At 33.4% G+C, this 25,182-nt stretch carries 29 protein-coding genes; 21 read left to right on the top strand and 8 right to left on the bottom strand.

From position 1 onward, the window contains the following. The first annotated feature begins 101 nt into the window (after positions 1-101). The 9 genes from HM992_RS11630 (at position 102) to HM992_RS11590 (ending at position 6,847) form a co-directional block, all read left to right on the top strand. Complete coding sequence (locus HM992_RS11630; protein ID WP_179319781.1) at positions 102-551, top strand: hypothetical protein; 450 nt, start codon at positions 102-104, stop codon at positions 549-551. A gap of 133 nt (positions 552-684) precedes the next feature. Then, positions 685-1,200, top strand: a complete 516-nt coding sequence (locus HM992_RS11625; protein WP_179319780.1) for a hypothetical protein — start codon at positions 685-687, stop codon at positions 1,198-1,200. Between the two features lie 147 nt (positions 1,201-1,347). After that, positions 1,348-1,896 carry a hypothetical protein gene (locus HM992_RS11620; RefSeq protein WP_179319779.1) on the top strand — a complete coding sequence of 183 codons (549 nt, stop codon included), beginning with the start codon at positions 1,348-1,350 and terminating at the stop codon, positions 1,894-1,896. A 198-nt stretch (positions 1,897-2,094) separates the two neighbouring features. Further along, positions 2,095-2,748 carry a uracil-DNA glycosylase family protein gene (locus tag HM992_RS11615; protein ID WP_179319778.1) on the top strand — a complete coding sequence of 218 codons (654 nt, stop codon included), beginning with the start codon at positions 2,095-2,097 and terminating at the stop codon, positions 2,746-2,748. Between the two features lie 162 nt (positions 2,749-2,910). After that, the gene (locus tag HM992_RS11610; RefSeq protein ID WP_179319777.1) at positions 2,911-3,738 is read left to right on the top strand and encodes a hypothetical protein; all 828 of its coding nucleotides are present in this window, start codon (positions 2,911-2,913) and stop codon (positions 3,736-3,738) included. A gap of 162 nt (positions 3,739-3,900) precedes the next feature. Then, a complete protein-coding gene (locus HM992_RS11605; protein ID WP_179319776.1) occupies positions 3,901-4,698 on the top strand; it encodes a hypothetical protein in 798 nt (265 codons plus the stop codon). A 136-nt stretch (positions 4,699-4,834) separates the two neighbouring features. Further along, the gene (locus tag HM992_RS11600; protein ID WP_178985141.1) at positions 4,835-5,251 is read left to right on the top strand and encodes a hypothetical protein; all 417 of its coding nucleotides are present in this window, start codon (positions 4,835-4,837) and stop codon (positions 5,249-5,251) included. Between the two features lie 164 nt (positions 5,252-5,415). Further along, on the top strand, positions 5,416-5,883 hold the full coding sequence (locus HM992_RS11595; RefSeq protein WP_179319775.1) for a hypothetical protein: 468 nt from the start codon (positions 5,416-5,418) through the stop codon (positions 5,881-5,883). A 178-nt stretch (positions 5,884-6,061) separates the two neighbouring features. Next, a complete protein-coding gene (locus HM992_RS11590) occupies positions 6,062-6,847 on the top strand; it encodes a transglutaminase domain-containing protein (RefSeq protein WP_179319774.1) in 786 nt (261 codons plus the stop codon). A 189-nt stretch (positions 6,848-7,036) separates the two neighbouring features. Here the strand turns inward: HM992_RS11590 and HM992_RS11585 are convergent, their stop codons facing one another. Both HM992_RS11585 and HM992_RS11580 read right to left on the bottom strand, forming a co-directional pair. Next, positions 7,037-7,822 carry an ABC transporter permease gene (locus tag HM992_RS11585; RefSeq protein WP_179319773.1) on the bottom strand — a complete coding sequence of 262 codons (786 nt, stop codon included), beginning with the start codon at positions 7,820-7,822 and terminating at the stop codon, positions 7,037-7,039. A 4-nt stretch (positions 7,823-7,826) separates the two neighbouring features. Next, positions 7,827-8,690: an ABC transporter ATP-binding protein gene (locus HM992_RS11580; RefSeq protein ID WP_229720486.1), complete on the bottom strand. Its 864-nt coding sequence runs from the start codon at positions 8,688-8,690 to the stop codon at positions 7,827-7,829. A 332-nt stretch (positions 8,691-9,022) separates the two neighbouring features. Between HM992_RS11580 and HM992_RS11575 the strand changes: the two genes are divergently transcribed. The 7 genes from HM992_RS11575 (at position 9,023) to HM992_RS11545 (ending at position 14,197) form a co-directional block, all read left to right on the top strand. Then, positions 9,023-9,586 (top strand): hypothetical protein, encoded by a 564-nt coding sequence (locus HM992_RS11575; protein ID WP_179319771.1) that lies wholly within the window; start codon positions 9,023-9,025, stop codon positions 9,584-9,586. A gap of 166 nt (positions 9,587-9,752) precedes the next feature. After that, positions 9,753-10,274 (top strand): YdbT family protein, encoded by a 522-nt coding sequence (locus HM992_RS11570; RefSeq protein WP_179319770.1) that lies wholly within the window; start codon positions 9,753-9,755, stop codon positions 10,272-10,274. Between the two features lie 373 nt (positions 10,275-10,647). Further along, a complete protein-coding gene (locus HM992_RS11565) occupies positions 10,648-11,109 on the top strand; it encodes a hypothetical protein (protein WP_179319769.1) in 462 nt (153 codons plus the stop codon). A 235-nt stretch (positions 11,110-11,344) separates the two neighbouring features. Continuing rightward, positions 11,345-11,725 (top strand): DUF7668 domain-containing protein, encoded by a 381-nt coding sequence (locus tag HM992_RS11560; RefSeq protein ID WP_179319768.1) that lies wholly within the window; start codon positions 11,345-11,347, stop codon positions 11,723-11,725. Between the two features lie 28 nt (positions 11,726-11,753). Further along, positions 11,754-12,164, top strand: a complete 411-nt coding sequence (locus tag HM992_RS11555) for a hypothetical protein (RefSeq protein ID WP_178985131.1) — start codon at positions 11,754-11,756, stop codon at positions 12,162-12,164. Between the two features lie 194 nt (positions 12,165-12,358). Continuing rightward, the gene (locus HM992_RS11550) at positions 12,359-13,855 is read left to right on the top strand and encodes a S41 family peptidase (protein WP_179319767.1); all 1,497 of its coding nucleotides are present in this window, start codon (positions 12,359-12,361) and stop codon (positions 13,853-13,855) included. Positions 13,856-14,011: 156 nt separating this feature from the next. Continuing rightward, positions 14,012-14,197, top strand: coding sequence for a hypothetical protein (locus HM992_RS11545; protein ID WP_179319766.1), 186 nt, complete (start codon positions 14,012-14,014; stop codon positions 14,195-14,197). A 226-nt stretch (positions 14,198-14,423) separates the two neighbouring features. Here the strand turns inward: HM992_RS11545 and HM992_RS11540 are convergent, their stop codons facing one another. The 4 genes from HM992_RS11540 to HM992_RS11525 all read right to left on the bottom strand — a co-directional run bounded on the left by HM992_RS11540 (position 14,424) and on the right by HM992_RS11525 (position 18,374). Beyond that, positions 14,424-15,563: an acyl-CoA dehydrogenase family protein gene (locus HM992_RS11540; RefSeq protein ID WP_179319765.1), complete on the bottom strand. Its 1,140-nt coding sequence runs from the start codon at positions 15,561-15,563 to the stop codon at positions 14,424-14,426. A 32-nt stretch (positions 15,564-15,595) separates the two neighbouring features. Then, a complete protein-coding gene (locus tag HM992_RS11535) occupies positions 15,596-16,462 on the bottom strand; it encodes a helix-turn-helix domain-containing protein (protein ID WP_179319764.1) in 867 nt (288 codons plus the stop codon). A 161-nt stretch (positions 16,463-16,623) separates the two neighbouring features. Further along, entirely contained in the window at positions 16,624-17,346 is a 723-nt protein-coding gene (locus HM992_RS11530) for a cupin domain-containing protein (protein ID WP_179319763.1), read from the bottom strand. A gap of 278 nt (positions 17,347-17,624) precedes the next feature. Continuing rightward, complete coding sequence (locus tag HM992_RS11525; RefSeq protein ID WP_179319762.1) at positions 17,625-18,374, bottom strand: hypothetical protein; 750 nt, start codon at positions 18,372-18,374, stop codon at positions 17,625-17,627. A gap of 236 nt (positions 18,375-18,610) precedes the next feature. Between HM992_RS11525 and ribB the strand changes: the two genes are divergently transcribed. Genes ribB through HM992_RS11500 form a run of 5 tightly spaced genes read left to right on the top strand, consistent with a single transcriptional unit; the run spans position 18,611 to position 22,043 of the window. Continuing rightward, a complete protein-coding gene (ribB, locus tag HM992_RS11520) occupies positions 18,611-19,273 on the top strand; it encodes a 3,4-dihydroxy-2-butanone-4-phosphate synthase (protein ID WP_179319761.1) in 663 nt (220 codons plus the stop codon). Beyond that, entirely contained in the window at positions 19,274-19,849 is a 576-nt protein-coding gene (locus HM992_RS11515) for a Crp/Fnr family transcriptional regulator (protein ID WP_179319760.1), read from the top strand. It abuts the gene before it with no gap. 18 nt (positions 19,850-19,867) lie between these two features. After that, positions 19,868-20,611 carry a hypothetical protein gene (locus tag HM992_RS19845; protein WP_229720485.1) on the top strand — a complete coding sequence of 248 codons (744 nt, stop codon included), beginning with the start codon at positions 19,868-19,870 and terminating at the stop codon, positions 20,609-20,611. Between the two features lie 38 nt (positions 20,612-20,649). Beyond that, positions 20,650-20,799, top strand: a complete 150-nt coding sequence (locus tag HM992_RS11505; RefSeq protein ID WP_179319759.1) for a hypothetical protein — start codon at positions 20,650-20,652, stop codon at positions 20,797-20,799. Positions 20,800-20,807: 8 nt separating this feature from the next. Then, positions 20,808-22,043, top strand: coding sequence for an ATP-binding cassette domain-containing protein (locus HM992_RS11500; protein ID WP_179319758.1), 1,236 nt, complete (start codon positions 20,808-20,810; stop codon positions 22,041-22,043). Positions 22,044-22,263: 220 nt separating this feature from the next. On the opposite strand, the gene HM992_RS11495 is transcribed toward HM992_RS11500, so the two are convergent. Then, positions 22,264-22,737, bottom strand: coding sequence for an ankyrin repeat domain-containing protein (locus HM992_RS11495; RefSeq protein ID WP_179319757.1), 474 nt, complete (start codon positions 22,735-22,737; stop codon positions 22,264-22,266). 75 nt (positions 22,738-22,812) lie between these two features. Further along, complete coding sequence (katG, locus tag HM992_RS11490; protein WP_179319756.1) at positions 22,813-25,038, bottom strand: catalase/peroxidase HPI; 2,226 nt, start codon at positions 25,036-25,038, stop codon at positions 22,813-22,815. Positions 25,039-25,182 lie beyond the last annotated feature (144 nt).

Raw genomic sequence — 25,182 nt, 5'->3', positions numbered from 1 at the left:
GAATAGTTATCACTATTTTACACGCTACGAGCCATATACAAAACCGTTGTGTGTAATGCAAACCAATCTGTACGTGTGATTTAAATTAAAAAAAGATAAAATTGTTTCCATTAAAAATAAAATATAAACGAATATTAAATTCAAATTCTAACAGCGGACAAATTCTTGACCAAATTGAAAAGGAATTAAGACGTTTAAAAATTGACAAAACTCAACGCTCTGAACTAAAAATTAACTTTGAAAATTCTTTTTTTAACGGACAAGGAAGGTGGCATTTAATGGCGCCTGTTGACAAAGGATATTTGAAACTAAATAAGAATATGAAAGAAATAGAGTATTCTTTTTCTGTAGTAAGAACGTTTTATATCACAAGTGGAATGGCTTTGTTTTTCGGATTATTCTCTCAAAGTTATTGGTTTGGAATAATTTCTTTTCTGTGGCTTTTCGGAATGAATTGGATTATTACGTTAATTAGACAAAATATATTTGTGAATAAATTAAAAAGTAAACTAAATGAAAAAAGAACTACACACAACACCGTGTATAATTAATTGCTTGGTTCTTGCCTACTTGCGAAAATTCCTGCGGAATTTTCACGGGTTCGTAAAAGTTTACTAAATTAGTTGCTTAACCACGCAACTAACCATACACAAAACCGTTAGCTACAATTAAAAAAATCGATAGTTGATAAACCTTAACGAGAAATATTTCCTTGCTTCGTGGAATAACCGCAAAAACAAACCTTCAGATTTTGGGTTAAAAACTGTGGCTGATAAAGATTATTATATAGATAAGAATAATCTAAAATGGAAAAGTGAATATCTCTGGGAAAACCTTTGGGAACAAGAACAAGGTTTTGTAAGATTTCCAGAGCCAAATTTCAATGAATTATGGACTTTATTAACCGATTCCAATATTGAAAATAATAAACTTGGCGCAGCTGAACTTTTGAATCGCAACTATCCTTTTGAACTAAAAGAAAAATTAAAGGACTTATTTAAGAAAACAACCAAAATTGACCGAAGTCAGACCAAAAGATTAGGATTATTGGAAGTATTAACAAACGTCACCAATCACTCAAAAGTCCATCAGGTAAATCCTGAAAAAGTAAATGCTGATTATCAAGAATGGAAAAATCTAAAATCCAAATTTGACAAGCTAAAAACTGAAAGCCTGTGGAAACGAATAAAAAAACTGTAGCTAACACCGTGTATAATTAATTGCTTGGTCACTGCCGACTTACGAACATTCCTGCGGAATATTCTATTTGTGATTTATTTGCTAAATTAGGTGCTTAACCACGCAACTAACCATACACAATCACGTTAGCAACAATACCAAAACAGAATGGCAGTTTGGATTCAAATAATAGGATTAAGAAAATCGAAATCAATAGAAAAAGAGAAAGAAAGGATTTCCGAAATTCTCAATGAAATTGACTTTGACTTAGATTCTCAAAAGTTCCGTTATGATTTGAAAAAAAATAATTCTAATTTATATCCGACAAAAGGAAACGAATTCTTTGAAATAACGATGTTTGACGAATCATCATTAAGAATCCATTTTGAAAATCCAAATTTTATAGAATTCTCAGGTTCTTCTTGGTTATTTAGCCTTTGGTTAAATTTTGTTGACAAGAAACAATCTAGATTGACGAACAGAATCAGAAAAGTTTTTCGGAAAATTGCGTGTGAATATGGAATCACGGAAATAATATATTTTTCAGAATGGTTTTTTTCATTGGACTTTATAAGTAATGGAAATGCAACATTTGAAAATTTAATTGAACAGATAAAAAATAATCCAGATTGTGAACGGAATGAACTATTTGGGTTAGAATCTGAAGAGTATTATAAAGAAAAAATAAGTACAGTTGCCAACACCGTGTATAATTAATTGCTAGGTCACTGCCGACTTACGAACATTCCTGCGGAATATTGCTTCTCCGGTTCGCTGCGCTCGGGTCTATCTGTGATTTATTTATTAAATTAGTGGCGCAATAACGCAACACCCGAGCGCAGCAAACAGACGAAGTAAACCATATACAAGACCGTTGTAGCACATTAAAAAAAACTCGTAATCAAATCAAAATCCTTGGAATTACCGACTGAATATTTAGAATTAAAAAAAGAAGTGGAAACTTATTATGAGGAATTCCAATCTGACGAGAATATAAAATCTAAAACTGACAAATATTATAAAGGTATACAGATAATGTTCTCACCATTAATTATTCGTCCGAAAGTTATGTTTATCGGAATAAATCCTGGTGCTGGTTTTTTCAACACTAATAATAGACACGTTAAACGATTTAGTCCTTTAGAAAATTCGGAATATTTAAAAGGCGAGTATCGATTAGCTCAACAGACCAGAAAATTATTTGACAAAGCTGGTTTGACAAGTGACGATTTAAAAAATTCCGTGAAATCAAATTGTTTCTTTTTTGCTACGAAAAACGAAAAAGAACTTCATCAATTTTTAAGTCATTTAAAACCAACTAAAGTATATAACAAATCGGAAAAATGGATTGACGATTTAGTCAACTTAATTAAACCAAACATCATAATTTGCGAAGGAAAAAGTGCATTTAGTAGATTTGTCAAAAATAAAAATTGCGAAATAAATGACAGTGAAAATGTTCTTTATACAAAATGGAACGATATTAAAATCATAGGTTACAAACGTAATTTCAGTAATATATTGGGAATAAACAATGTGGCTAAAAGACTGAAATATTGCGCAGAATAACGTGCTACAACACCGTATATTATTCATTGCTAGTTAGAGCCTACTTACGAAAGTCCTCGTAGACTTTCTATCTGTGATTTATTTGCTAACTTTAGTGCTTAAACACACAACGGAATCAAACACTAGACCGTTGTGCTTCCTTACTCAAAACATCCTACAAATATGAAAATTGAGAAAATTAAAAATTACAATCAGAAACTATTAGCCGTTTTTGGTTCTATTTTAGTAATAATAGCTTTTGTGGGGCTTATTATGATGATCGTTGCAGGAATCTCTGAACTAAGATGGATGATAGACTCTAATGAATCAGATACGGGAATCTTATCAGACGAGAAGATTGAAGAATTACAAAAAGAAAATAAAAGGCAGCAAGTTATTTCTTATGATTTCCCTAGATTACTTGATACAATAAATTCTATCTACATTATTCCTGTAAGGCATCAAACGCTAAATTCTGCTGAGTTCATTGATGAAGAAGTTCTTGGTCTTCTGAATTCAAATGCTAAGGTAAAAACAGATAGTAGATATTCAAGTTATTATTATGGTTCTTTCAATAATCTGATTATTTCTGACTTAAAAAATAATACAACTAAGAAATTATTTGATACTAGAGTAAACTTTGGTGCAATAAGGACAGAGGTTTTTGATGATGATATATTAATACTCTTCACTGCTGCTAGTAAGGATACATATAAAGACGGAGTAGTCAATTTATCTGATTTAAAATCCTTATATATTTACTCCATCAAGAACAAGGAGCTTAGAGTGATATCTAATAACGGAACTGATATAGCTCATTATGGTTTTATGCATGACAGTAAGGATATTATGCTACGATTAGGGATAGATTACAACAAAGATGGTCACTATGATGATGAATCCGAACCTTCTGTGGTTAAAAGATATGATTTTAAGACAGATAAAATGGTTGAAATTGTTCCAAAAAATTTAGATATTGAATTACAAAAGCTACTAGAAGGTTCTAAGTAATAACGAAAACACAACAACATTTATTATGAATTGCTAGAATGGGTTTGCTAGGAAAATTCTGCGTATTTCCCTAACGGTTCGGTTTTTTTTATTAACTTAGTTCCTGCAGCTACAGCACCTGAGCGCAGCGAAAAAACAAAGCAGCTATAATTCTGACCCGTAATGAAGAAAACAGTCATGTTTTTTACGATTCTAATACTATTAAACACTTGCAAAATGCATCCAGAATCGTCAAGTACCAACGAGCTATCCCAAAAAGAGGATAGTGGTAAAGTCGATTTAAGTAAAAGCGGTTTGAGACTCAAAATAGGACCTACTTGGTATTCCAATGAATCAAAAATTCACTTTGTATATGGCGTCTCGGAAAAAAACACTAGCGACAATTTCATAACCGAATGGCACTTTAGTTTTGGTGGTAACATAAACTGCCAAGAAAAAGCACTTTCAGCGATATTTGACTTTAAAAATTCAAAAGATTTAATACTTCCTGACGCTATTAATAAATTATTGCCAGCTACGGAAAATAGTATTCAAAGAAAGCAAGAGAATTTAAAGGTTGTATTTGATTATAAAAATCTAAATCCTGGTTTATTGGTTTTTACTATTGAGAAAGTAAACTTAAAACCAAACAGGAAACAAAACAGAGTTGAATTAAAGATTAAATCTGATTGCAAAGAATATTTAAATCTACCTATAATTCTAACAAAATATGTGGCGCCAACAGTTAACGAATTAGTAGACGACTATATCAAAAACGAAATCAATTCACTACAAATAAGCGAATTAAAAACCATAAAAGTCATCTTCTCACATAATCAAACCTATAAAACAGAACACTTTTTGGTGGATATGGTCGATCAGAGAAATATGCAAATTCTGACCTATGATACATTAGCAAAAGAATTCATATTAACCGACATTGAAAAAAATGTGATTAGAAAAATAAAACACAGTAGCTAACAATAGCTACAGTGCTTTGCTTGCTGTGGTTCATATATCGAAACTCCTCACTCGCAATTACACCACAACACCTGAGCGCAGCAAAAAAACAAAGTAACTATACATAATCAAGCCGTTGCAGGTAATTTTAAAAAAAATGATAAATCGCTTTAAAAAGAAACAGGAAGAAATAAAAGAAGAGTTCACAATTGGAGAATTTGACTTTAAAATTGATTCAGATAATTCGACCATAGAAATTGACGGAAATAAAATTATTGACTTAACAATTAAAGCGGATGAAAATGTTTTTAACAATCTATGCGAAAACGATGATTTTGAATTTGGATATGGACTATATCCACCTGAATTTTATGCTCGAGGAATTGACCTTGGAAAAAAGAATCAGATAGTAATCAACGAAAAAAATCAATACGATTATGAAACTGCTCTCTATTTTATGGAACATAATGATGTGGAAATAAATTTAAGTGTTCACGATAATTGGATTTTAATAGCTGGATGGACTCATATTGATGGAAAAGAATATCCAATGGTATTAAAAATGAAAAAATAAAAAACACCTACAACACGGTGTGTAATTAATCACTTTGATCGTTGCCGACCGCGGAAATTCCAAAAGAATTTCCGCGGTCGTGTTATATTTACTAAATTGATGGCGCAAACCACGCAACAAAGCTTATACAACAATGTTGTACGTAATACAAAAACATATCAAAAATGAAAAACAATCTGATTTTTGTAATTTTAATATTGGCTATTGGAACGTCATATGGACAAGTAACCAAAGTGACTAATAAATCGTTTCCGACAAACTTTGACCAATCAAAATTCAATAAGATTAAAGAATTTACGAATGAAATGATTGCATACGACGGAAAAATACTTGAGATTAAAAACAGCAGGAACAATACTCCTTTTTATAAATTGGAGTTAGGGGAAGATAGTTATTTGTGGACTGTTTTAATGTTTAAAAACGAGGACAATTTAATTGGAGATAAAATTAGAGTTGTTGGCTATTTGAATAAAATTGACCAAAAAGACGCTAATGAAGAATACTTAACTGGAGAAAAATATATGGTTATGGCATTAGGACTAGTTGATTTTGAAAATGAGAATTTTCTATTTGTTAGTTCTGGATACAAACAAAAACAACAATGGATTAAAGGTGAAATACCTGGTCAATAATAAAACACGACCTCCAACATCGCATAAAAACAAGGCGTAGAAAATAATTACTAAGAGTTTCTATTAATAGCTGCTACTAATATAAAATAACCGAAATTTGTGTGAGTAGATGACGAGCTAACGTATTTATAATTAAGCTAGTCTGTAGGGTATAATTAGAATCTTAAAAAATTGACATATGCGTTTACGTACAAGTTGTGACCTAAAGTTTGAGATTTTTGAGCCAACTCCATTTATTCTTATGTTAAGGCCTCGCAGTGGTAGCCAACAATGGGTAGAAAGAGAGGAATATAAAATTACTCCAAGTACACCTGTTTTCGAATTCACGGACAATTATGGCAATCTGTGTCAACGCTTAATTGCCCAGCCTGGAATGTTCTCAATTTCGACGTCTTCAGAGGTTGTAACCTCTAATTTTATAGATCAAGGCTTTGGTGCACCATTTATTGAAATCCAGAATTTACCAGACTCCGTACTTAGTTATCTATTACCAAGTAGATACTGTGAGTCAGATCGTTTTAGTGAAATGAGTGCAACGATTACCGAAGGCCAATTAATGGGCTACAACCAAGTGTCAGCAATTACAAATTGGTTACGCCAAAACATTGAGTATTTGCCTGGCAGTAATAATCAACCCTTATCAGCCATTCAAGTTAATGATAGACAATTTGGCGTATGTAGGGATTTGGCTCATTTAGGGATTGCGCTTTGCCGTAGTTTAAGCATTCCAGCACGTATTGTTGTTGGTTATTTACACAACTTGCAACCAATGGATATGCACGCTTGGTTTGAGGCATATATTGGTAACCGTTGGTACACGTTTGATGCCACTCAAATAGGCTCTCCAGGAGGTTATGTTATTCTTGGTTTTGGTCGTGATGCTGCCGATGTTGCTATTTTTAATCAATTTGGAGCTTTGGTGAATCCAATAGAATATCTTGTTAAAGTTGAACAACACCATTAATCTAAATGGGAAAAGTAACGCATTGATTTTTAATAACATTAGCAGGTTATAAAAACGATATAGTGCTATTCGATTATTAGTTTACAAACAGGTTAACACTCCATTGAAACAGCCATATAAAAAACGGTTGACATCATATAAGGAAATCCGCAAACAGAGTGAATAACCATCAAATTATTTACGCTCGTCTTACGTAATATTTAACTTTTTTATGTGGAAATAACCAAAAACACTTGTGATTAAAAAGCATATAATACTAAATAAAGTAACAGAAGAAACACCAAAAATCAAAGGCATTTTATCCCCTAAAGAAACGGATAAAACACTAAACGAATATGGAAAATAAATAGATTGTTTTGGAGCTTGTGAAATAATGATACCTATAATAGCTAAAAACATTCCAAACCCTAAAGGAATAACAAAGTTCTTAAACCTAAAACTTAACCAAAATTGAATTCCAATAATACCAAAAGAAGCCACAAAAGAGGTCATTAACATTGTTATATATCGCAAATGTTCAGGTGAAAAATCTAAAAACCCTAAATCGGGATAAACAAAACCTAATAAAACACCAGATAAAAGAATGGCTATATAGTAATAGATATAAGTAACTATTATAGCTAAAATCACAATGCTTAATTTTCCGAAATAGATACTCGATTTGGGCACAGGCAAAGCAAATAAATGTTTTATTCCTAATGATTTATGCTCTATTTGCATGATCAAGCTCGTAATTAAGACGATAAACATGGGTATAAAAAAGGGAGTGGAATTTTCAATTTGAGTCACCATAAATTTTTCCCACGGATTTATTCCTGCTGCTGGAATTAATGTTTCACGCTCAAAAATATAGGCTATAAAAAATAATATGGGGAAAAGGACGGCACTAATAATGGTAAGCCAAAAAGCAAATGTGCGCTTTAACTTAATAAGTTCATTTTTTAAACTTGCTGGATAATATAATAGTGTTGACATCGTATTAATTTTCGGTTAATGATAAAAAAAGCTCTTCCAAGTTGTTTTTAATGGACACTTGATAGATAGTAATGCGTTCAGCTCTTAAAACATCTATCACGTCTGTAATTTCATTTTTAGTTTTTACTTCAAGTTGTATAAAATCATCAAGCAAAGAAATGTTTTCCATGTTCAAATTCTTAAGTAAAGTCATAGCTTCAAGAGACTTATCCACTTCTATTTCAAATTTGATGTGTGCGCCTTTAGAGGCTTTTAAACGCGCTACGGTATCTTGATATAACATCCTACCATTTCTAATAATGCCAACGTGTGTACAGGTCTTTTCAATTTCACTTAACAAATGGCTCGAAATAAAAATGGTTGTCCCAAACCTTTTGTTTAAGTCTTTGATAAGGGTACGCATTTCTATAATCCCTTTTGGATCTAATCCGTTTGTGGGTTCGTCTAAAATGATGAGTTCAGGATTACTTAATAAAGATATTGCTAACCCTAATCGTTGTTTCATCCCTAGTGAATATTCTTTTATCCACTTATTTTTAGCCTTAGTAAGGTTGACAATCTCTAATACCTCATCAATTCTACTTAACGATATATGTTGTCTGTAATTGGCAGATATTTTTAAATTGTCAATCGCACTTAAATGCTCATATAAAGACGGATTTTCTATCAAGGCACCTACTTTATTCAAAACTTTAAGTCTCGATTGTTCATTAAAAAGCTCTCCAAAAAGAGCCACTGTACCAGAGTTTTTCTTTAAAAGACCAAGAATTAAACGAATAGTGGTACTTTTCCCTGAGCCATTTGGACCTAAAAACCCATATATACTTCCCTTAGGGACCTTGAGCTCTAAATCTTCAATATCTTTCATGTTTTTGGAATAAGAAAAATTGAGATTTTTGGTTTCTACAACGAGCTGATTCATTTTTAAAGTTTAATAGGTTGGTATAGTATCATAACGATTAAACAGAAAAAATGTAACAAACTATAATATAAATCAAGTAGGATTTTACACATTTCACGCGAACAATACGCTGCACAAAACCATAAATAAGGTATGGCTAGTTCTTGCTTACTTACGAACCTTCCCGCGCTATAGTCTATCTGTGATTTATTTGCTAAATTTAGTGCTTAAAATACGTAACACCCGAGCACAGCGAACAGACGATACAAGCACATTGTACGCCATTAAAACCAAACTTTATGAATAAAAAATTATTGATTTTAGTATTGACCCTTTTTAGTCTCAACGCTTGTCAATCACAAACGAAAGACAAAACCGAAATGTATGAAACGGAATCTAAGGAATATGCATCTGAAAGTGGAAACTTCATAATTGACTTTCCAATGAAGCCTACATTGAGAGTTATAGACAATCAAATCGGAATGGATAAATATAAAATTTATAATTATCAAGCAGTTGCCGGACAACAAATGATATATATGGCTGAATATATCGATTTCCCAGAGTACATTATAGAATCTTGGGATAAAGAACAACTTTACAGCCAAATTTTAAATACTCTTGAAGCGAAGTATCGAGGAGTTTTTAAGCTAACTAAAAAAGAACCTATTGAACAACATAATCTGAGAGGAATCTATTTTGAATATTCCTTAAACCCAGATGCAAACATTCCAAGAGGAGTAAAAGGTGCAATTAAAGGGGCGATTTACTTCGTTGGAAATAGGTCTTACCAATTGACCTATCTAGGAGAAGAACAAGAATTAATTGAAAAATTCCTGAGTTCATTCAGACTGATAAAATAACGGCATACAACACCGTATTCAATGTATTGCTGCTTCTCGCCTACCATAGAAAATTCTCACGGACATTCCATTCTGGTTTTTATTGGCTAACTTACGTAGTTAAACCACGCAACATCCAAGCACAGAGAACAAACCACGTCAACAATACATTTAGAAATTTAAGAACATGACAACATACAAGGCATCATCAAGTTATTCAAATTATGAAGCAGTCATAGCCGCAGTAATGGTGCTGGGAATCGGTATAATATTAGCTATCACCTTAGAAACCCTTTGGATAAAGGTAATGACTGTATTTATAGCACTTGGAATTGTGGTTGTAATTATTCTCTATCAACGACAAAAGACATTTACTATTATATTCTCTGAAGATGAAATTAGAATAAAATATCCCTATTTAAGAACAATAATACAAGTTCCTTATTCGGATGTATTTCAAATTGAATTCATTTCTGTATATCGCTCACCAGACAGAAATCGAATGAAATTCAAAATTGCAAATAAAATAAAAACCTTAAGGTTTATGGTCGTGGCGCAATCAGACCAATATATTGAATTTATAAAGTGGCTAAAATCAAAGAATGACAAAATAGACTTAAAAGTGTTTCCATCTGATCATATATTGAATCATAAAATTCAAGAAGTGTATGGATTTAAATATCGAAAAATATTAAAGAAAACACTTTGAACAAAAACGACCTACAGCATACTTGGTGAGCAATTAGCATAACAACAATTGTAATCCTGATAAGTATCGTATTGGTAGATGGAACTGCATACCCAAGAATTCAAGCCTACCATTAAGAATTGAAATTATTGAATAATGCAAACCCAAGACAAATAAAAAACTAACTTAAGCCGTTTATAATTAATTGCTTTGTTCTTCTCTACTTGCGAAAATTCCTGCGGAATATTCACGGGTTCGTAAATGTTTATTAACTTAGTGGCGCAACCACACAACACCCGAGCGCAGCGAACAGGCGAAGCAAACCATATACAACAACGTTAGCCATAATATGAGAAACGGAACGAAAATTGATATTACCCAGTAAATTGATCCAATGAAAAATGTAATTCTGATTTTATCAATCATCTTTTCTAATCTGATTTTTTGCCAAATCGAAAAGTGTAGTGTTCAAGAAATACAACTTGAGACTTATGAATTCGTGCTGAATAATCTGAATCGAATAAATAAGAAATTTGAAAATAAGGAATCTCTTATTGAAGTTTCAATTGACTTCAAAAAACATACGCCTGAACAGGAAGTAACAAAAGATTACGCTGAAATTAAAAATACAGACTATTATCTGGTCTCACCTGAAAACTCATATAGCGGAGAAAATAAAGAAAAAATAAAAGTCTATTCAAAACTTGACAAATTAGTAGTTGATAAAATAAATAATTGCATTTCTAATTCAACAGAATTTAAAGAGCATCTTTACGGAAATATCACGTTTCGAATTCCATTAAATAAAAAAAATATTGGAATCGCAATCGAACAAGTAAAAACGAAGATAGAATAATAAAATACTATGGCTAACACCGTGGATAATTAATGGCTTTGTTCTTCCCTACTTGCGAAAATTCTTGCGGAATATTCACGGGTTCGTAAAGGTTTATTAACTTAGTGGCGCAACCACACAACACCCGAGCGCAACGAACAGGCGAAGCAAACCATACACAACAACGTTAGCAAACATTAACCACTCTAACTCAACAACGGAAATAATTGAATTTGGAAATCATAAATTATAAGAAATGACTGAAATTAAAGTTGAGAAAAACGAGGAAAATGAACTTCCAATACCTCACATTTGGAGACCGAGTTTTAAAGCAATTATAAACGCTTTTGTTAAAGGAGATTATAATTTAAGTTCAGAAATAAAAAACGTGAATCCGATTTCAAATGAAACTGCTGAACAAATCAAAGAATATATTGAAGATTATGGAGAAGAATTAGTTGAACTTCCGAATGAAACTTGGAATTCATCAGTTTATATTTGTTATGGAGATTATTGGAATGTACTTATCAACCTTTATACAAAAGACGAAGGATTGAGCGATTTAGTTCTGAATGCTGAAATAAGAGAAAACAATAGTGAATATTCAATTGACATTCAATTAGTTTATGTGCCATGAATAAAATTAAAAACGTTAGCCACATTTAATGAAACGAAACTTCTGGAATATAATTTTAATTTCCACCCTTTTTTCAGGTTGTCAAAATACGGGAACATTATTTGGAAATTACTCGTCTTGTATTGAGGGCGAATATACAGAAGTTTATTTCAAAAAAGATTCTATGAGAGTCGCTTCAGAAAATGAATGGGTTGAATTATCAAAATGGAGAAAAATTGAAATTAAAAATGATACTCTCTACTTTGAAACATTTGGAGAATGGAGAGACAAAACGAAAGCGATAATCAAATACGTTGGAACGAATAATACTGAATTAAACTTTTTGGAAACTGATGCGATTCTTAATTTGGAACGGATGAATATAGAAGTAACTTTTAAAGACTCATTAAAATTCTGGAATGGATTTAATAAACGTCTGATTTCCAAAAATTGCAAATAATAAAATAACATTTGCTAACACCGTGTATAATTAATTGCTTTGGTCGTTGCTTATTTGTAAAATTCCTTCGGAATTTTCTCAGGTTCGTAAATGTTTACTAACTTAGTGGCGCAACCACGCAACACCCGAGCGCAGCGAACAGGCGAAGCAAACCATACACAAAACCGTTAGGCACAATTAAAAAAAAATCGTTAATGAAAATTTATTTAGTCATTTTATTATCAATCTTAACGTTTTCTGGCAAAGCTCAAAGTGAAGCTGAATATTTATCTAAAACTCAAATAGAAAAGGATTTAGCAATAGTTGACGACATACTTCAAAACAAATCTTCTTATCAAGGATTAAACGGATATGACTACAGAGTAGATTTTGAAAATTATTTAAATACAGTTCCTGACAAAAAAATTACTCAATTTGATTTCGGACTTTTTTTATCCAAAACTATTGGAAAAATTGGAGACAGACATTCATTTATTAAAGATTACGACATTCGAGATTCACTTTACCTAACACTTGCATTTGCACCATTTAAGGGCAAGGTGTTGGTGGTTGATTTTCAAAGAGATATTAAAGAATATAAATTTTGGAATTCCGAATTTCCATATTTACAATCTATTAACAATATACCCATTCAAGAAATACTTCCAAAAATCCATATTGGCGACATTCTTGCACCTAAAGATGCTTATGCAACGAATGCAGTTCGAGATTTAAGAGACATTGAAACTATTTTTAGAACACTTAAAATAGAGTTACCAAACCCTTTACCAATAACATTATCTGACGACAAAGGAAACAAAAAAGAAATAAGTGTAAAACTTGTTGATGGTAAAAACAGAGCAACATTGTGGGATGACAGATTTTTTAAAAATACTTACCGTGTAAAAGAAGAAAAATATAATGATAAGGATTTTATCAAAAGGTTTTTTAGTTTAAACAATAATGTTGGCTATATCCAAATTGGCGAAATGATAGAAAAAGAGAGTTGTCCCGCTTTTTTTGAGTATCTAAATGAATTTATGACAAAAGCTGAAAAAAGTGATGCCATAATTGTAGATGTTCGAGATAATGGCGGAGGAACTCGTGACTTAATTCAAGAATTAGCAGGATATTTTATTCATCCAGATTCTATTTATGTTGTTAATGCAACCAAACAAAGAGGAAAATTACCTTTAGATAAAGAACTTAAAGAGAGACTACAAAGTCGTTATTTATTATCAAGAAATGATTTAGATATTAAAGAGCAAAATGCAGTTGACAAGTTTATGAATTCATTTGAGCCAATGTATGATTTGAGCACAGAAAAATTTAGCGAATTTCATTATTATATTCTCAATGGTCAGAAAATCACTAAAGGGAAATTTCATTACAATAAACCTATATATATACTTGCAAATGAAAGGAGTTTTAGTGCTGCTTCTGTTTTAGTTTCCGTATTTAAAGATTTACCCAACATAAAAATAGCTGGTGTAAATACTGATGGCTCAAGTGGGAATAGCGAAAGATTTGAATTACCCAATTCAGAATTACGCGGAAAAATAAGCACAATGGTTTCTTTTCAAAAGAATGGTAAAATATTAGATGGAATTGGGACAGAACCTGACATTAAAATAGAAAGAAGTTTAGACCAAATTTTCTTAAAAGAAGATTATCAACTGAATAGACTTTTGGAAATAATAAGTGCAGAATAACTGTGCCAACACCGTATATAATTAATTGCTTGGTCACTGACGACTTACAAACATTGCTGCGGAATATTCTATCTGTGATTTATTTGATAAATTAGGTGCTTAAACAACGCAACACCCGAGCGCAGCGAACAGGCGAAGCAAAACATTGAAATTTTAATGCGTGGATTCAAATTAAACAACATTATTGAAAATACCGCTTTTGAAATTAAAACGGTTGGTAAGCAAAATAAAGACAACTATACCATTGACTCTGTATTCTCATTAAAATATGAACAGCATACTGAAAGTGCAGAATCCATTATAAATTTTCATAAAAGTATAATTGACCTTATCGTAAAATAAGATTGTAACTAAAACTACACACTGAGTTTTTACTTAAATCTAAAATATTTATGTAATCTCTTGTTTTTCAAAAACAACCACTTTAAGTCAATTCACTTAAAGAATTAAATATTCATCTTTTTTAAACAAAAAGTATCCATTTTGAAATAATCGGAAAGTTAAGGTCTCACGAGAACAAATAATTAATTACCTGACTATAGTCTATTTACAAAAATACATTGAGATGTCACGATTCCAATAAAAAGTCTCCTGTAAAATGCTGCTGCTCCTTTTCGGGCAATGTATGAAAACTTGCGGCTTGTACATCTCGGAAGAGTCGTTCAAGGTGATGCTTATTATAAAAACTTTGTCCGCCTACAATGCCCATGGCTTTAGCCACCGTGTCCTTGCAAGCATTAGCAACCAATGTCTTTCTAGTCAATACGGCAACACCCATTGTAGCTTCTGGCTGAAAATCTAAATTATTGGTAATGGCAATCATATCGTTATGAAGCACCTGAGCCAACGTAAGGCTATTGTAAATATCTCCTAGCATAGTAGTAATATGAGGTGATTTACGTTGTTTTACTTTTATCGTTTCAAGGGTAAGCGTCATGGCTTTCTCTGCAACGCCAACATAAGGTGCCATAGTCAAGGGTAACGCCACGATAAGCACCGCATTCCAAAACATTGGAAATTCGCCTTTCAATCGTTTCATCACAATAGCAGCATTAGGAACAAACACATTGTCAAGGGTAACCGTCTGCGAACCGGTACCACGCATCCCAAGCGTATACCAATCATCCAATAACCCAATGCCTTCAGAGGTCATAGCAACTGTAAAGTGCAAAACCTGCCAACCGTCTTCTGGGTCATGATAAGGCATGCTGGTCACCAAAACATCTCCTAGTGCAGATTGACTGGCAAATTGCTTCCGACCCGAAACCAAATAACCTGTATCCGTTTTTATCATAGTCCCATTAGAATCAAGCCAATCACGTGCCCCTGTACTCACCAAGACCAGATTGTTTTTAACCACCTCTTTTAGAAATGGCCCTCCCGTGCCATGATGTGTATATTTCCATATATTGGCTGCAAGAAGATGTTGATGCATGGAAAGTGCCAATGCCGTAGAGGGGCAATAATGGGCAATTTTTACCAATATGGCGCACATCTCCTTAAAGGGCACTCCACCTCCACCCAAGGCTTTAGGAATCATAGCCGTTAAATAACCATTTGCTTTTAACAAGGCATAATTATCGGCCACAACAGTTTCGTTCTGATCGTGGGTAGTGCCGTTTGCTGCCAATTGTTCGCCTAACGCATCTATAAGAGACAACAAAGGTTGGGAAGTGGCTTTTGTATCTTTAGTTTTATGCATTTCCATAATCAGAGTTTAGACCTATTGTTATACAGTTATTAAACGGTGAGTTGTGCTTTTTGAAATTTTAAAGGAGTAATACCATGTGCAGTCTTAAAAACTCTTGTGAAATGCGCTGGACTTTCAAAACCACAATCAAAAGCCACTTCATATATTTTTTGCTGCGTATGTTCTAATAATGTTTTAGCATGAAGGAGACGCTTTTTAATAAGCCATTTTCCGGGTGAAGTGTCGTAAACATTATAAAAATCACGGTTAAAAGTACTTAAGCTGCGATGCGTTAGTCTGGCAAACTCATCTAGAGATAGATTATATATAAAATTAGCCTCCATGATATTTTGAATAGAAGGCTTTACATCTTGCGAAATCTGCTTAAAGTAACTCCCAATTTTGGGATTAGATGAGAGTGATAAAATATTGACTAATAATTCCTGAAATTTAATTTCCATCAAATATTTTGAAGGCTTTTCCTGATTAAAAAAGTACTCCACCATAGATGTAAAATAGGTATTTAACGTCCTATCTAAATTTAGAGGAATCACACTATCACTAGGGATCTTGGTTTTTAGACTACTGCCTATATCTGGTTTTTGGGAAATAAAATCTTTTATATAATCATCAGGAATAAAAATAACCATGGCACAAAAATCGGAATCAAAAAACTTATGAATAACGTTTGCTCCTTTTTTTACAAAAAGCACCTCATTAGCATGGGCCATATAGCTATGTTCTAATGTTCGCCATTTCTTTTTACCTTCTAATATATAAATAAAGTAGTTGAGATGAGACCATGCGGTAAAAATCGATTTTTCCTCCATACATCGATATTCCGAAAACATAAGTGAAGACACTTCAATTTTCTTGAATGTAGGATTGCTTTTTGCTGTATCGTAACCGTTTCCCATAGTTTTTGAATAATATAGATAGCTTAAAGTTACAATTTTAAAGCAGAATCAACGTATAAGAATCAGAATATCAAAGATTAAGCTTTTTTTTCAAGCACTGTAAAATTGAGTATTGATAAATAACAAGCGTGATGCCACCAATTCAAAGTAAAACTAAAATGCTAATCAATTTTTGCCGGTTTTAATATCATGTCATTTTCAGATGCCAGTGTTGCAAATTCTTCTGCACTTAGTGCTGTAGATGTTTTTCCAGGGGATGCACTGACTTTTTTAAAGAAATTCAACAAGCCGTGTTTAGCATTTGGTATCGTTGCGAATACCAATTTTAAAGGGGTATCTCCTGTGTTTTTAAAAGAATGCCATTCCCCAGGTGCGGTATACCATACGTAGCCTTCCTTAACAACGGTCTCTATACGCTTAGCGTTCTCGTAACTTATAACAATCCCCTCACCTGAAATAAAATAAGCAATCTCTTCCGTTTTGTTATGCTTATGTTCAGGGAGCGCTCCTCCGACTCCTAATTCATATTTCGCAAAACCTGAAGACGCATTAGGGTGACTTTCAGCATCCATATAAATTTGAAGCATACCTCCCGAACCGAGATGGTCTTCACGTTCTGGAAAAATCCATAATTCCTCTATAGAATCTGGAGTCATGATGCGCTTACGAGTATCAGATTGAGAAGAATGACTATGCGTATGCGGTTCTGTGTCGTCTGCATGATGATGTGGTGTTATGCCTTCTTCATCAATAGAAAGTTTGGCGATGTCTTCAGTAGTTTTTTTGTCATGGTTAGCTTTTTCACCACAACCTACAACAACATTACATAGGAGTAATAAACCGCCTAATACCAATACTTTAATAACATGCTTATTTTTAATCATAATGATTTGTTTTAAAGGTTGTACAGAGATTTAGTTGATTATGATACAAAATTAAAAAGAATAAACACTCCTCAATTGACCAAGCCTTTCAATAAATTGACTGAGTATGTCAAAACTATAATTTTGAAAGAAATTGTAGCCTCATTTTGATTCTGAACCATAAAAAACGAAGTTCAATAACGCATATCGTGTATGGCTAATTCTTGTCAACGTACAAAAACTAAAGGCTAAAAATAACGTCATAAACAGTTTTTTTTTAAGGCACATCTAAACCCCAACTACAAACATTTCAAAACCGTAATACCCACACTATCTTTAGCATTTAAAACATACAAAGCCCCATCAACCTCTTGGTAAAACCGCACACCAAGCACACAAAGTGTAGTACCAAGGCCACTCGGCAAAGTAGCAGGCTCTAAAGTTACCGCAGAAGCAGCATAAGAATGATCTAAAACCAAAGTTGTAGCCATATGCATCTCGTAACCCAAGCTGTCAAAATCAAAATCCAACACACCATACGTCAACGCAATATGAGTAGCACCTTCCACAAAGCCCACCTTTTCAATATCAAAATCAGCAATACTCAAAGCCAAACCAGTGTTAGAAACACGAAACTCAAAAGGTAAAACCTGCCGTACAAGACACGCTGGTGTATAGTTAAACTGTTGTAATAATTGAAGACCTTGCTCCTGCCCTATCCCATCAGCAACACAGCGTTCCCCACGTTTATGTGTTGTATCCAAAGCCTTTAAACGTGTAAACAAACCCATCAATCGACTATGAAAATGCGTAAAAGTATAACCCTTATAAAACGGAACCAAAGCAGATCTAAACGCTTTATTAACCGCAGAACAATGCCCAAACTCATTGGCATTCTCACGCACGCGTTGCATACTAGCCTTTGTTTTTATTCGTTTTCTAGTAAATCCACCACCCGCTTTCCGTGCAATCGGCTTGCCATTCAAATAATAAAAATTAATACCATTTAAGGTCCCTACTAAAGGGATAATTCCGGTCTGTTGTGCCATAGTACCACATTTTAAGTTAAACACCTACAATACAGCAATATACAAAAAATTATAATACAGGTTATAGCGTGGTTATAGCATGCTTATAAAATGCTTAAAACAAGCTTATAGCATGTCAGAAGTCAAATGAGACCAAAGCATACAACGTATAGTAATAAAAAATCGATTTATTGACTTAGGTCAAATGATCTGACTTTAGGCAGTATTAGTTTTGCCTATCAATAATAAAAACAAAAATGGTACTTACAGAAATAGAGACGTTAACAACATTTAATAACGACAGTCAACAACGCTTAGAAAAAGCCCTAATACACCTACAAAACGGAAATGGAATAATCCTAATGGATGATAAAGACAGAGAAAATGAAGGAGATTTAATATTCTCTGCGCATCATATGACGAATAACCAAATGGCACTTATGATTAGAAAATGTAGTGGTATTGTCTGTCTTTGCTTACCGAATAAAAAAGCAGATGCATTAGAATTACCTTATATGGTCAAAGAAAACACCAGCAGTTACCAAACCCCTTTTACCATTTCAATTGAAGCAAAAGAAGGCGTTACTACAGGGGTTTCTGCTAAAGACAGGCTAACAACCATTAAAGCGGCTTGTAAAGAAAATGCGACAAGCAACGATTTAGCAAAACCCGGTCATATCTTTCCTTTAAGAGCAAAAAACAATGGTGTTTTTGAAAGACAAGGTCATACGGAAGGCAGCGTAGATTTAATGAAATTGGCAGGCTTACAACCAGAAGCTGTACTTTGTGAATTAATGAACGATGATGGAACCATGGCAAAAATGGACACCATTTTAGACTTTGCAGATGAGCATAATTTGATCGTACTTTCTATACAAGATATTATGCATTATCGTAAATTTGTAAGAGACTACAAATAGATGACTGACACTATAGAACTCACTAATTTCATAAAAAAGAATATAAATATTGATGATGAAGATTTAAAAATCGTGTTGTCTTATTTTAAAACAATTAAAAAAAAGAAAAACGACATTTTGCTATCCCATGGAAAGAATAGTCAGGTAAGTTATTTCGTAAGAAAAGGCTGTTTAAGGCTTTTTTACATCAATGAGGAAGGAAAAGACGTCACACGTTACATCGCCTTCGAAAATCAATTTGCAACAGAACTAGTAAGTTTCATCACCAATGAACCTGCACAAGAAACAATTCAGGTGATTGAAAACAGTGAACTTCTTTACATCACTCACGATGATTTTAGACATCTTATGACCATTGTTCCTAAATGGAAAGATTTTTATAGCATCTATTTAGAAAAAGCTTATGTCAATAATGCGAAGAGATTAATCTCTTTTACCACACTAGATGCCTCAGAAAGATACAAGCAATTATTCAAGATCAATCCAAACATTGTGAAGCGTTTACCAAACAAAATTGTAGCCTCTTATATCAATATATCACATGAAACATTAAGCAGAATCAAGTCTAAAATTTGACACTAAAATTTATAAAACATGAAATACGCCGTATTACTCCCATTATTCTTACTACAAATGATTGTTCATGCACAATCGGCTGATACCCTTACCAGCATTGAAAAAGCGGATGACAAGTTATTATTAACAATCTTTCTTAAACACGATCAAAGTATGAATTTAAATGAGATTGAAAAGATAAAAACAGAACAAGCATTTTATGAGAATTTCCCATCTGAAGGTATATCAGTTGTGGATTGGTATGTGGTAATGGGAATTGGTCAGATGGTGGTATTAGAACTGCCTGCTTCCAAATTAAGAACGGTGAATGTGGCGCTTGAGAAAACGGCTTGGAAAGCTTTTAAAACAGAATTTTATACCACGTATAATTTGTATCCTATCATAGAACACAAATTGAAAAACAAGTCAAAAGTGACGCTAGATGCAACACCCAGTTCTGAAAAAGAAGATGACAAGTTGTTATTAACCGTCTTTCTTAAACACGATCAAAGTATGACTCTAAATGAGATTGAAAAAATAAGAACAGATCAAGGCTTTTATGAAAATCTCCCTCCTGAAGGGACTTCTGTAGTCAATTGGTTTGTGGTTATGGGACTTGGTCAAATGGTGGTGTTAGAACTTCCTGCCTCAAAATTAGCAGCTGTGAATTTAGCAATTGAAAGAACCGCTTGGAAGGCTTTTACAACAGAAATTTATCCAACGTACAACCTATATCCTTTCATTGAAAATAAATTAAAGAATAAGTCAAAGGTAGAATACTAGAATTTCAGAGACCATTAACGATCAAAAAAACAAAATCATTGAATAATCGACAGCACGCCATAAATGCAATCGAGAAAACCATTTATAATTTGCTCGCAACGGTTACAGCCATTGAATCAGCGTTAAAGAACAATGACTATTCACATGAATTAGGATTAGGAACAGCTCAACTATTAAAACACTTCTAACTAAACTAATGACACCATCACATCAGCATTACGCCATTGAAGACACGACGCGTTCACCACAAGCACATTGGTTATCTAACTTACTTAATGGCGCCTATAAATTACCAGGATTAGAAGGAAAAAGAGGAGCTTTATTTTCAAATGCCGTGTTAGAAAAATATATTGAAGCGGAAGAAAAGCACGATAATTTTGAGTTAACATCAGGACTAAACAGAAGCCTTAGAACATTATCTTCAGGTGAGCAAAAAAAAGCATTACTGTCGCATTTGCTCCAACAAAACCCAGATTTCATCGTCTTAAATAATCCTTACGAAGCGCTAGATAAAGCGTCTGTTTCCGTATTGAAAGAAGAATTAATGTCGTTGTCTAAAAGCATGCCTATTGTATTAATTTTCAACAGGCAAGACGATCTTTTACCCGTAATAACACATGTCATTACATTTGAAAACACAGAGATTAAAGCAATAGTACCCATTGAAGACTATAAATTTAAAAGAAGTACGTTTGTTTTTGATAAAGACATCCCTTCGGCGATAACAGCGTATACCAATATTCCAGAAGTGCTCATAGAACTTAAGAATGTCAATGTGAATTATGAGGATCGTTCTATTCTAAAAGATATCAACTGGACCATCAAAAAAAAGGAATTCTGGCATTTAATTGGCCCAAATGGCTCTGGCAAAACCACCTTACTATCCATGATTTATGGAAACAATAGCAAAGCCTATGGTCAAGAGGTATATCTCTTTGGTCAAAAAAAAGGCTCTGGTGAAAGTGTTTGGGATATCAAACAGAAAATCGGCTATATTAGTCCTGCGATGTTAGAGTTATTTAAACGTAGCTATACTGTAGAGCAAATGATTATTTCAGGCTTTTATGATAGTATTGGCTTATATCAAACACCGTCGACCGCACAAATACGTGCCGCTGCTCAGTGGCTAGAGGTCTTAAATTTAAGCGACAAAAAAAACACCTCGTTTCTCAAATTATCGCCAGCTGTTCAACGCTTAATATTAATAGCAAGAGCGATGATTAAACATCCACCGTTATTGATCTTAGATGAACCCTTAATTAATGTTGATGATGAAGGTAGAGCACTTATTTCAGCTTTAATAAACAAAATCGCCAAAGAAAGTGAGACCAGTATCTTATTTGTGGCCCATCGTGATGAAGCTAACATTCACCCTGATTTCATCTACGAGCTTTACCCCTCACCAAATGGTTCTGTAGGTATACCAAAATAACATATAGCGCGGTTTTACTTGTTAATGCTGAAATATTAAAGATAAAACACGAATCACATTAACACTAGAAAACAATTTGCAAATTGATGATGTTACAACATGAAGCTGAAAATTTATTGTTTTTGATAGTGGTAGAAATTCAACATAAAAAAACTGAGTTTAAAAAAGCTATAACAAGCTAATTTTTAAACTCAGTTTTTAATTTATGTAAACGTACCTATTAACTTAAAAGCCCAACAAGTTCAGTAAATTTCTTGTCTTTAGCATAGTCTAAAGCTGTTTTACCAGCTGTATCAGTAATACTAGTATCTGCCTTATGTTCTAAAAGCAATTTTACAATATCTATTTTGTTGTACTGGGTAGCAAAACTTAAAGCGCTTGTTCCATCTTTGTTAACTGCATTAATATCTGCACCATTTGCTAATAATGTCGTTGCCAAGGACGTATTTCCTTTGAAGCTTACTCCAATCAACGCTGTATTACCTGAGCCATCTTTGGCATTAATATCTGCGTTATTTTCAAGAAGAATACTAGTAGCTTCTTCATTATCAAAATAGGTAGCTAAAATAAGAGGCGTAAATCCACGTGCATCTTTTTCATTGACTAAGTTGGGATTTATACACATCAAAGCTTTTAATCGATCTTTATCTCCTGCTTTTATAGCTTCAAATAAAACATCTGTATCTCTTTTCATAATTTATAAAGTTTTAATTAAAAGGAATGCACGTTTTAAAGTCCATTCCTTTTAAAATATCAGTGTTCATACGTTTTAAATATCAAAACGATTAGCATTCATCACTTTTGTCCAAGCTGCAACAAAATCGGTAACAAACTTTTCTTTACTATCATCTTGTGCATACAATTCTGAATACGCACGTAAAATAGAGTTAGATCCAAATACTAAATCTACACGTGTTGCTGTGTACTTCACTTCACCTGTATGACGGTTTTTAATTTCGTAGGTGCCGTTCTCTTGAGATTTCCATTCGTAAATCATATTTGTAAGATTCACAAAGAAATCATTGGTAAGCGCTCCTTCGTTTTCAGTAAACACACCATGTTTTGTGCCTCCATAGTTGGTGCCCATAACACGCATACCACCAACTAAAACCGTCATTTCTCCTGCTGTTAATCCCAATAATTGTGTACGATCAAGTAACATTTCTTCCGGACTTACAACATATTCTTTTTTCTGATAGTTTCTATAACCATCAGCAAGTGGCTCTAAAGATTCAAAAGATTCTACATCTGTCATGTCTTGCGTCGCATCACCTCTCCCTGAAGTAAAAGGAACACTTACATTTAAACCTGCATTTTTAATGGCTTTTTCTATACCAACATTACCAGCTAATACAATCGTATCTGCAACACTAATATTGAATTCAGCAGCAATAGGTTCTAAAACCCCTAGTACTTTTTGTAATTGTGTAGGCTCGTTAGCTTCCCAATCATTTTGAGGTTCTAAACGGATACGCGCTCCATCTGATCCACCTCTAAAATCAGAGCCTCTATACGTTCTTGCACTATCCCAAGCTGTAGATACTAATTCTGAAATACTTAAATCTGTACTTGCAATTTTAGCTTTAACAGCATCTACATTATAATCGGAATTTCCTTTTGGAATTGGATCTTGCCAAATTAAATCTTCTTGTGGCACATCTGGTCCAAACCAACGATCTTTTGGTCCCATATCACGATGCGTTAATTTAAACCAAGCACGAGCAAATGCATCTGAAAACGCATCAAAATCGTCTTTAAATTTTAATGAAATCTCGTTGTAAATAGGATCCATTCTCATGGCCATATCTGCATCGGTCATCATTGGATTTAATTTTGTTGTTAAATCCTCTACATCTACAGGTTTATCTTCGTCTTTAATACTTACTGGCTCCCATTGTGTAGCGCCTGCAGGACTTTTACGTAATTCCCACTCATGGTTATATAACATTTCGAAAAAACCATTATCCCATTTTGTTGGGTTTGTAGTCCAAGCTCCTTCTATACCACTTGTAACGGTATATCTTCCTTTACCCGATTTTGTTGGATTTGCCCAACCTAAACCTTGCGCATCTACATCTGCACTTTCTGGATCAGGTCCTAAAATACTTGCATCACCATTTCCGTGTGCTTTACCAACGGTATGTCCTCCTGCTGTTAAAGCCACTGTTTCTTCATCATTCATAGCCATTCGCTTGAATGTTTCTCTAACTTGTAATGCCGTTTTTAAAGGATCTGATTTTCCATTGACACCTTCTGGATTTACATAAATTAATCCCATTTGTACAGATGCTAATGGATTTTCCATAGTTTCAGGATTATCTACATTATCATAACGCTCATCACTTGGTGCCAACCATTCTTTTTCAGCTCCCCAATACACATCTTTTTCTGGATGCCAAATATCTGTTCGTCCAAATGCAAAACCATAAGTTTTTAACCCCATGCTTTCATAAGCAATAGTTCCAGCAAGAATAATTAAATCTGCCCAACTCACTTTATTGCCATATTTTTTCTTGATTGGCCATAATAAACGTCGCGCCTTATCTAAACTCACATTATCTGGCCAAGAATTTAAAGGAGCAAAACGTTGGTTACCGGTGCCTCCACCTCCACGTCCATCAGCTAATCTATAAGAACCTGCCGCATGCCATGCCATTCTAATCATTAAGCCTCCATAGTGTCCCCAATCTGCAGGCCACCAATCTTGAGAATCGGTCATAAACTCATGAAGGTCTTTTTTTAAAGCCTCAACATCTAATTTTTTTAATTCTTCCTGATAGTCAAAATCAGCACCTAACGGATTAGTTTTAGTATCATGTTGATGTAAAATATCGAGATTAAGCGTGTTTGGCCACCAATCTGTTACTGACTTTTCGGTTGTTGTAATGGCTCCTTGCATAAAAGGACATTTACCTGATCCTGATCCTCCATGTGGGTTTAATTCTTCATTTTCTGCATGTATTGAACCGGCAGAGTCTTTAGCTGAGTTTTCCATATATCGTAATTTTTGTTTTAATTTTTTATAAAAATATAAAATATGATGCTGAATTTTTATTTATAATATTTTATTATCTAATATTTTAATAGCTAAAAACTATTGTTTTGCAAAAACCATAGTTTTTGTCAATAAAATTATGAA

The sequence above is a fragment of the Winogradskyella helgolandensis genome, assembly GCF_013404085.1.
In the GTDB taxonomy this organism is placed as follows: Bacteria; Bacteroidota; Bacteroidia; order Flavobacteriales; family Flavobacteriaceae; genus Winogradskyella; species Winogradskyella helgolandensis.
This window is presented reverse-complemented; position numbering and strand designations above follow the sequence as displayed.

What these genes read in the sequence shown, in the direction of transcription:
- HM992_RS11620 (WP_179319779.1), top strand. Translation starts at nt 1,348, where the DNA reads ATGGCAGTTTGGATTCAAATAATAGGATTAAGAAAATCGAAATCAATA.
- HM992_RS11610 (WP_179319777.1), top strand. Translation starts at nt 2,911, where the DNA reads ATGAAAATTGAGAAAATTAAAAATTACAATCAGAAACTATTAGCCGTT.
- HM992_RS11605 (WP_179319776.1), top strand. Translation starts at nt 3,901, where the DNA reads ATGAAGAAAACAGTCATGTTTTTTACGATTCTAATACTATTAAACACT.
- HM992_RS11600 (WP_178985141.1), top strand. Translation starts at nt 4,835, where the DNA reads ATGATAAATCGCTTTAAAAAGAAACAGGAAGAAATAAAAGAAGAGTTC.
- HM992_RS11595 (WP_179319775.1), top strand. Translation starts at nt 5,416, where the DNA reads ATGAAAAACAATCTGATTTTTGTAATTTTAATATTGGCTATTGGAACG.
- HM992_RS11590 (WP_179319774.1), top strand. Translation starts at nt 6,062, where the DNA reads ATGCGTTTACGTACAAGTTGTGACCTAAAGTTTGAGATTTTTGAGCCA.
- HM992_RS11585 (WP_179319773.1), bottom strand. Translation starts at nt 7,822, where the DNA reads ATGTCAACACTATTATATTATCCAGCAAGTTTAAAAAATGAACTTATT.
- HM992_RS11580 (WP_229720486.1), bottom strand. Translation starts at nt 8,690, where the DNA reads ATGAAAGATATTGAAGATTTAGAGCTCAAGGTCCCTAAGGGAAGTATA.
- HM992_RS11575 (WP_179319771.1), top strand. Translation starts at nt 9,023, where the DNA reads ATGAATAAAAAATTATTGATTTTAGTATTGACCCTTTTTAGTCTCAAC.
- HM992_RS11570 (WP_179319770.1), top strand. Translation starts at nt 9,753, where the DNA reads ATGACAACATACAAGGCATCATCAAGTTATTCAAATTATGAAGCAGTC.
- HM992_RS11565 (WP_179319769.1), top strand. Translation starts at nt 10,648, where the DNA reads ATGAAAAATGTAATTCTGATTTTATCAATCATCTTTTCTAATCTGATT.
- HM992_RS11560 (WP_179319768.1), top strand. Translation starts at nt 11,345, where the DNA reads ATGACTGAAATTAAAGTTGAGAAAAACGAGGAAAATGAACTTCCAATA.
- HM992_RS11555 (WP_178985131.1), top strand. Translation starts at nt 11,754, where the DNA reads ATGAAACGAAACTTCTGGAATATAATTTTAATTTCCACCCTTTTTTCA.
- HM992_RS11550 (WP_179319767.1), top strand. Translation starts at nt 12,359, where the DNA reads ATGAAAATTTATTTAGTCATTTTATTATCAATCTTAACGTTTTCTGGC.
- HM992_RS11545 (WP_179319766.1), top strand. Translation starts at nt 14,012, where the DNA reads ATGCGTGGATTCAAATTAAACAACATTATTGAAAATACCGCTTTTGAA.
- HM992_RS11540 (WP_179319765.1), bottom strand. Translation starts at nt 15,563, where the DNA reads ATGGAAATGCATAAAACTAAAGATACAAAAGCCACTTCCCAACCTTTG.
- HM992_RS11535 (WP_179319764.1), bottom strand. Translation starts at nt 16,462, where the DNA reads ATGGGAAACGGTTACGATACAGCAAAAAGCAATCCTACATTCAAGAAA.
- HM992_RS11530 (WP_179319763.1), bottom strand. Translation starts at nt 17,346, where the DNA reads ATGATTAAAAATAAGCATGTTATTAAAGTATTGGTATTAGGCGGTTTA.
- HM992_RS11525 (WP_179319762.1), bottom strand. Translation starts at nt 18,374, where the DNA reads ATGGCACAACAGACCGGAATTATCCCTTTAGTAGGGACCTTAAATGGT.
- ribB (WP_179319761.1), top strand. Translation starts at nt 18,611, where the DNA reads ATGGTACTTACAGAAATAGAGACGTTAACAACATTTAATAACGACAGT.
- HM992_RS11515 (WP_179319760.1), top strand. Translation starts at nt 19,274, where the DNA reads ATGACTGACACTATAGAACTCACTAATTTCATAAAAAAGAATATAAAT.
- HM992_RS19845 (WP_229720485.1), top strand. Translation starts at nt 19,868, where the DNA reads ATGAAATACGCCGTATTACTCCCATTATTCTTACTACAAATGATTGTT.
- HM992_RS11500 (WP_179319758.1), top strand. Translation starts at nt 20,808, where the DNA reads ATGACACCATCACATCAGCATTACGCCATTGAAGACACGACGCGTTCA.
- HM992_RS11495 (WP_179319757.1), bottom strand. Translation starts at nt 22,737, where the DNA reads ATGAAAAGAGATACAGATGTTTTATTTGAAGCTATAAAAGCAGGAGAT.
- katG (WP_179319756.1), bottom strand. Translation starts at nt 25,038, where the DNA reads ATGGAAAACTCAGCTAAAGACTCTGCCGGTTCAATACATGCAGAAAAT.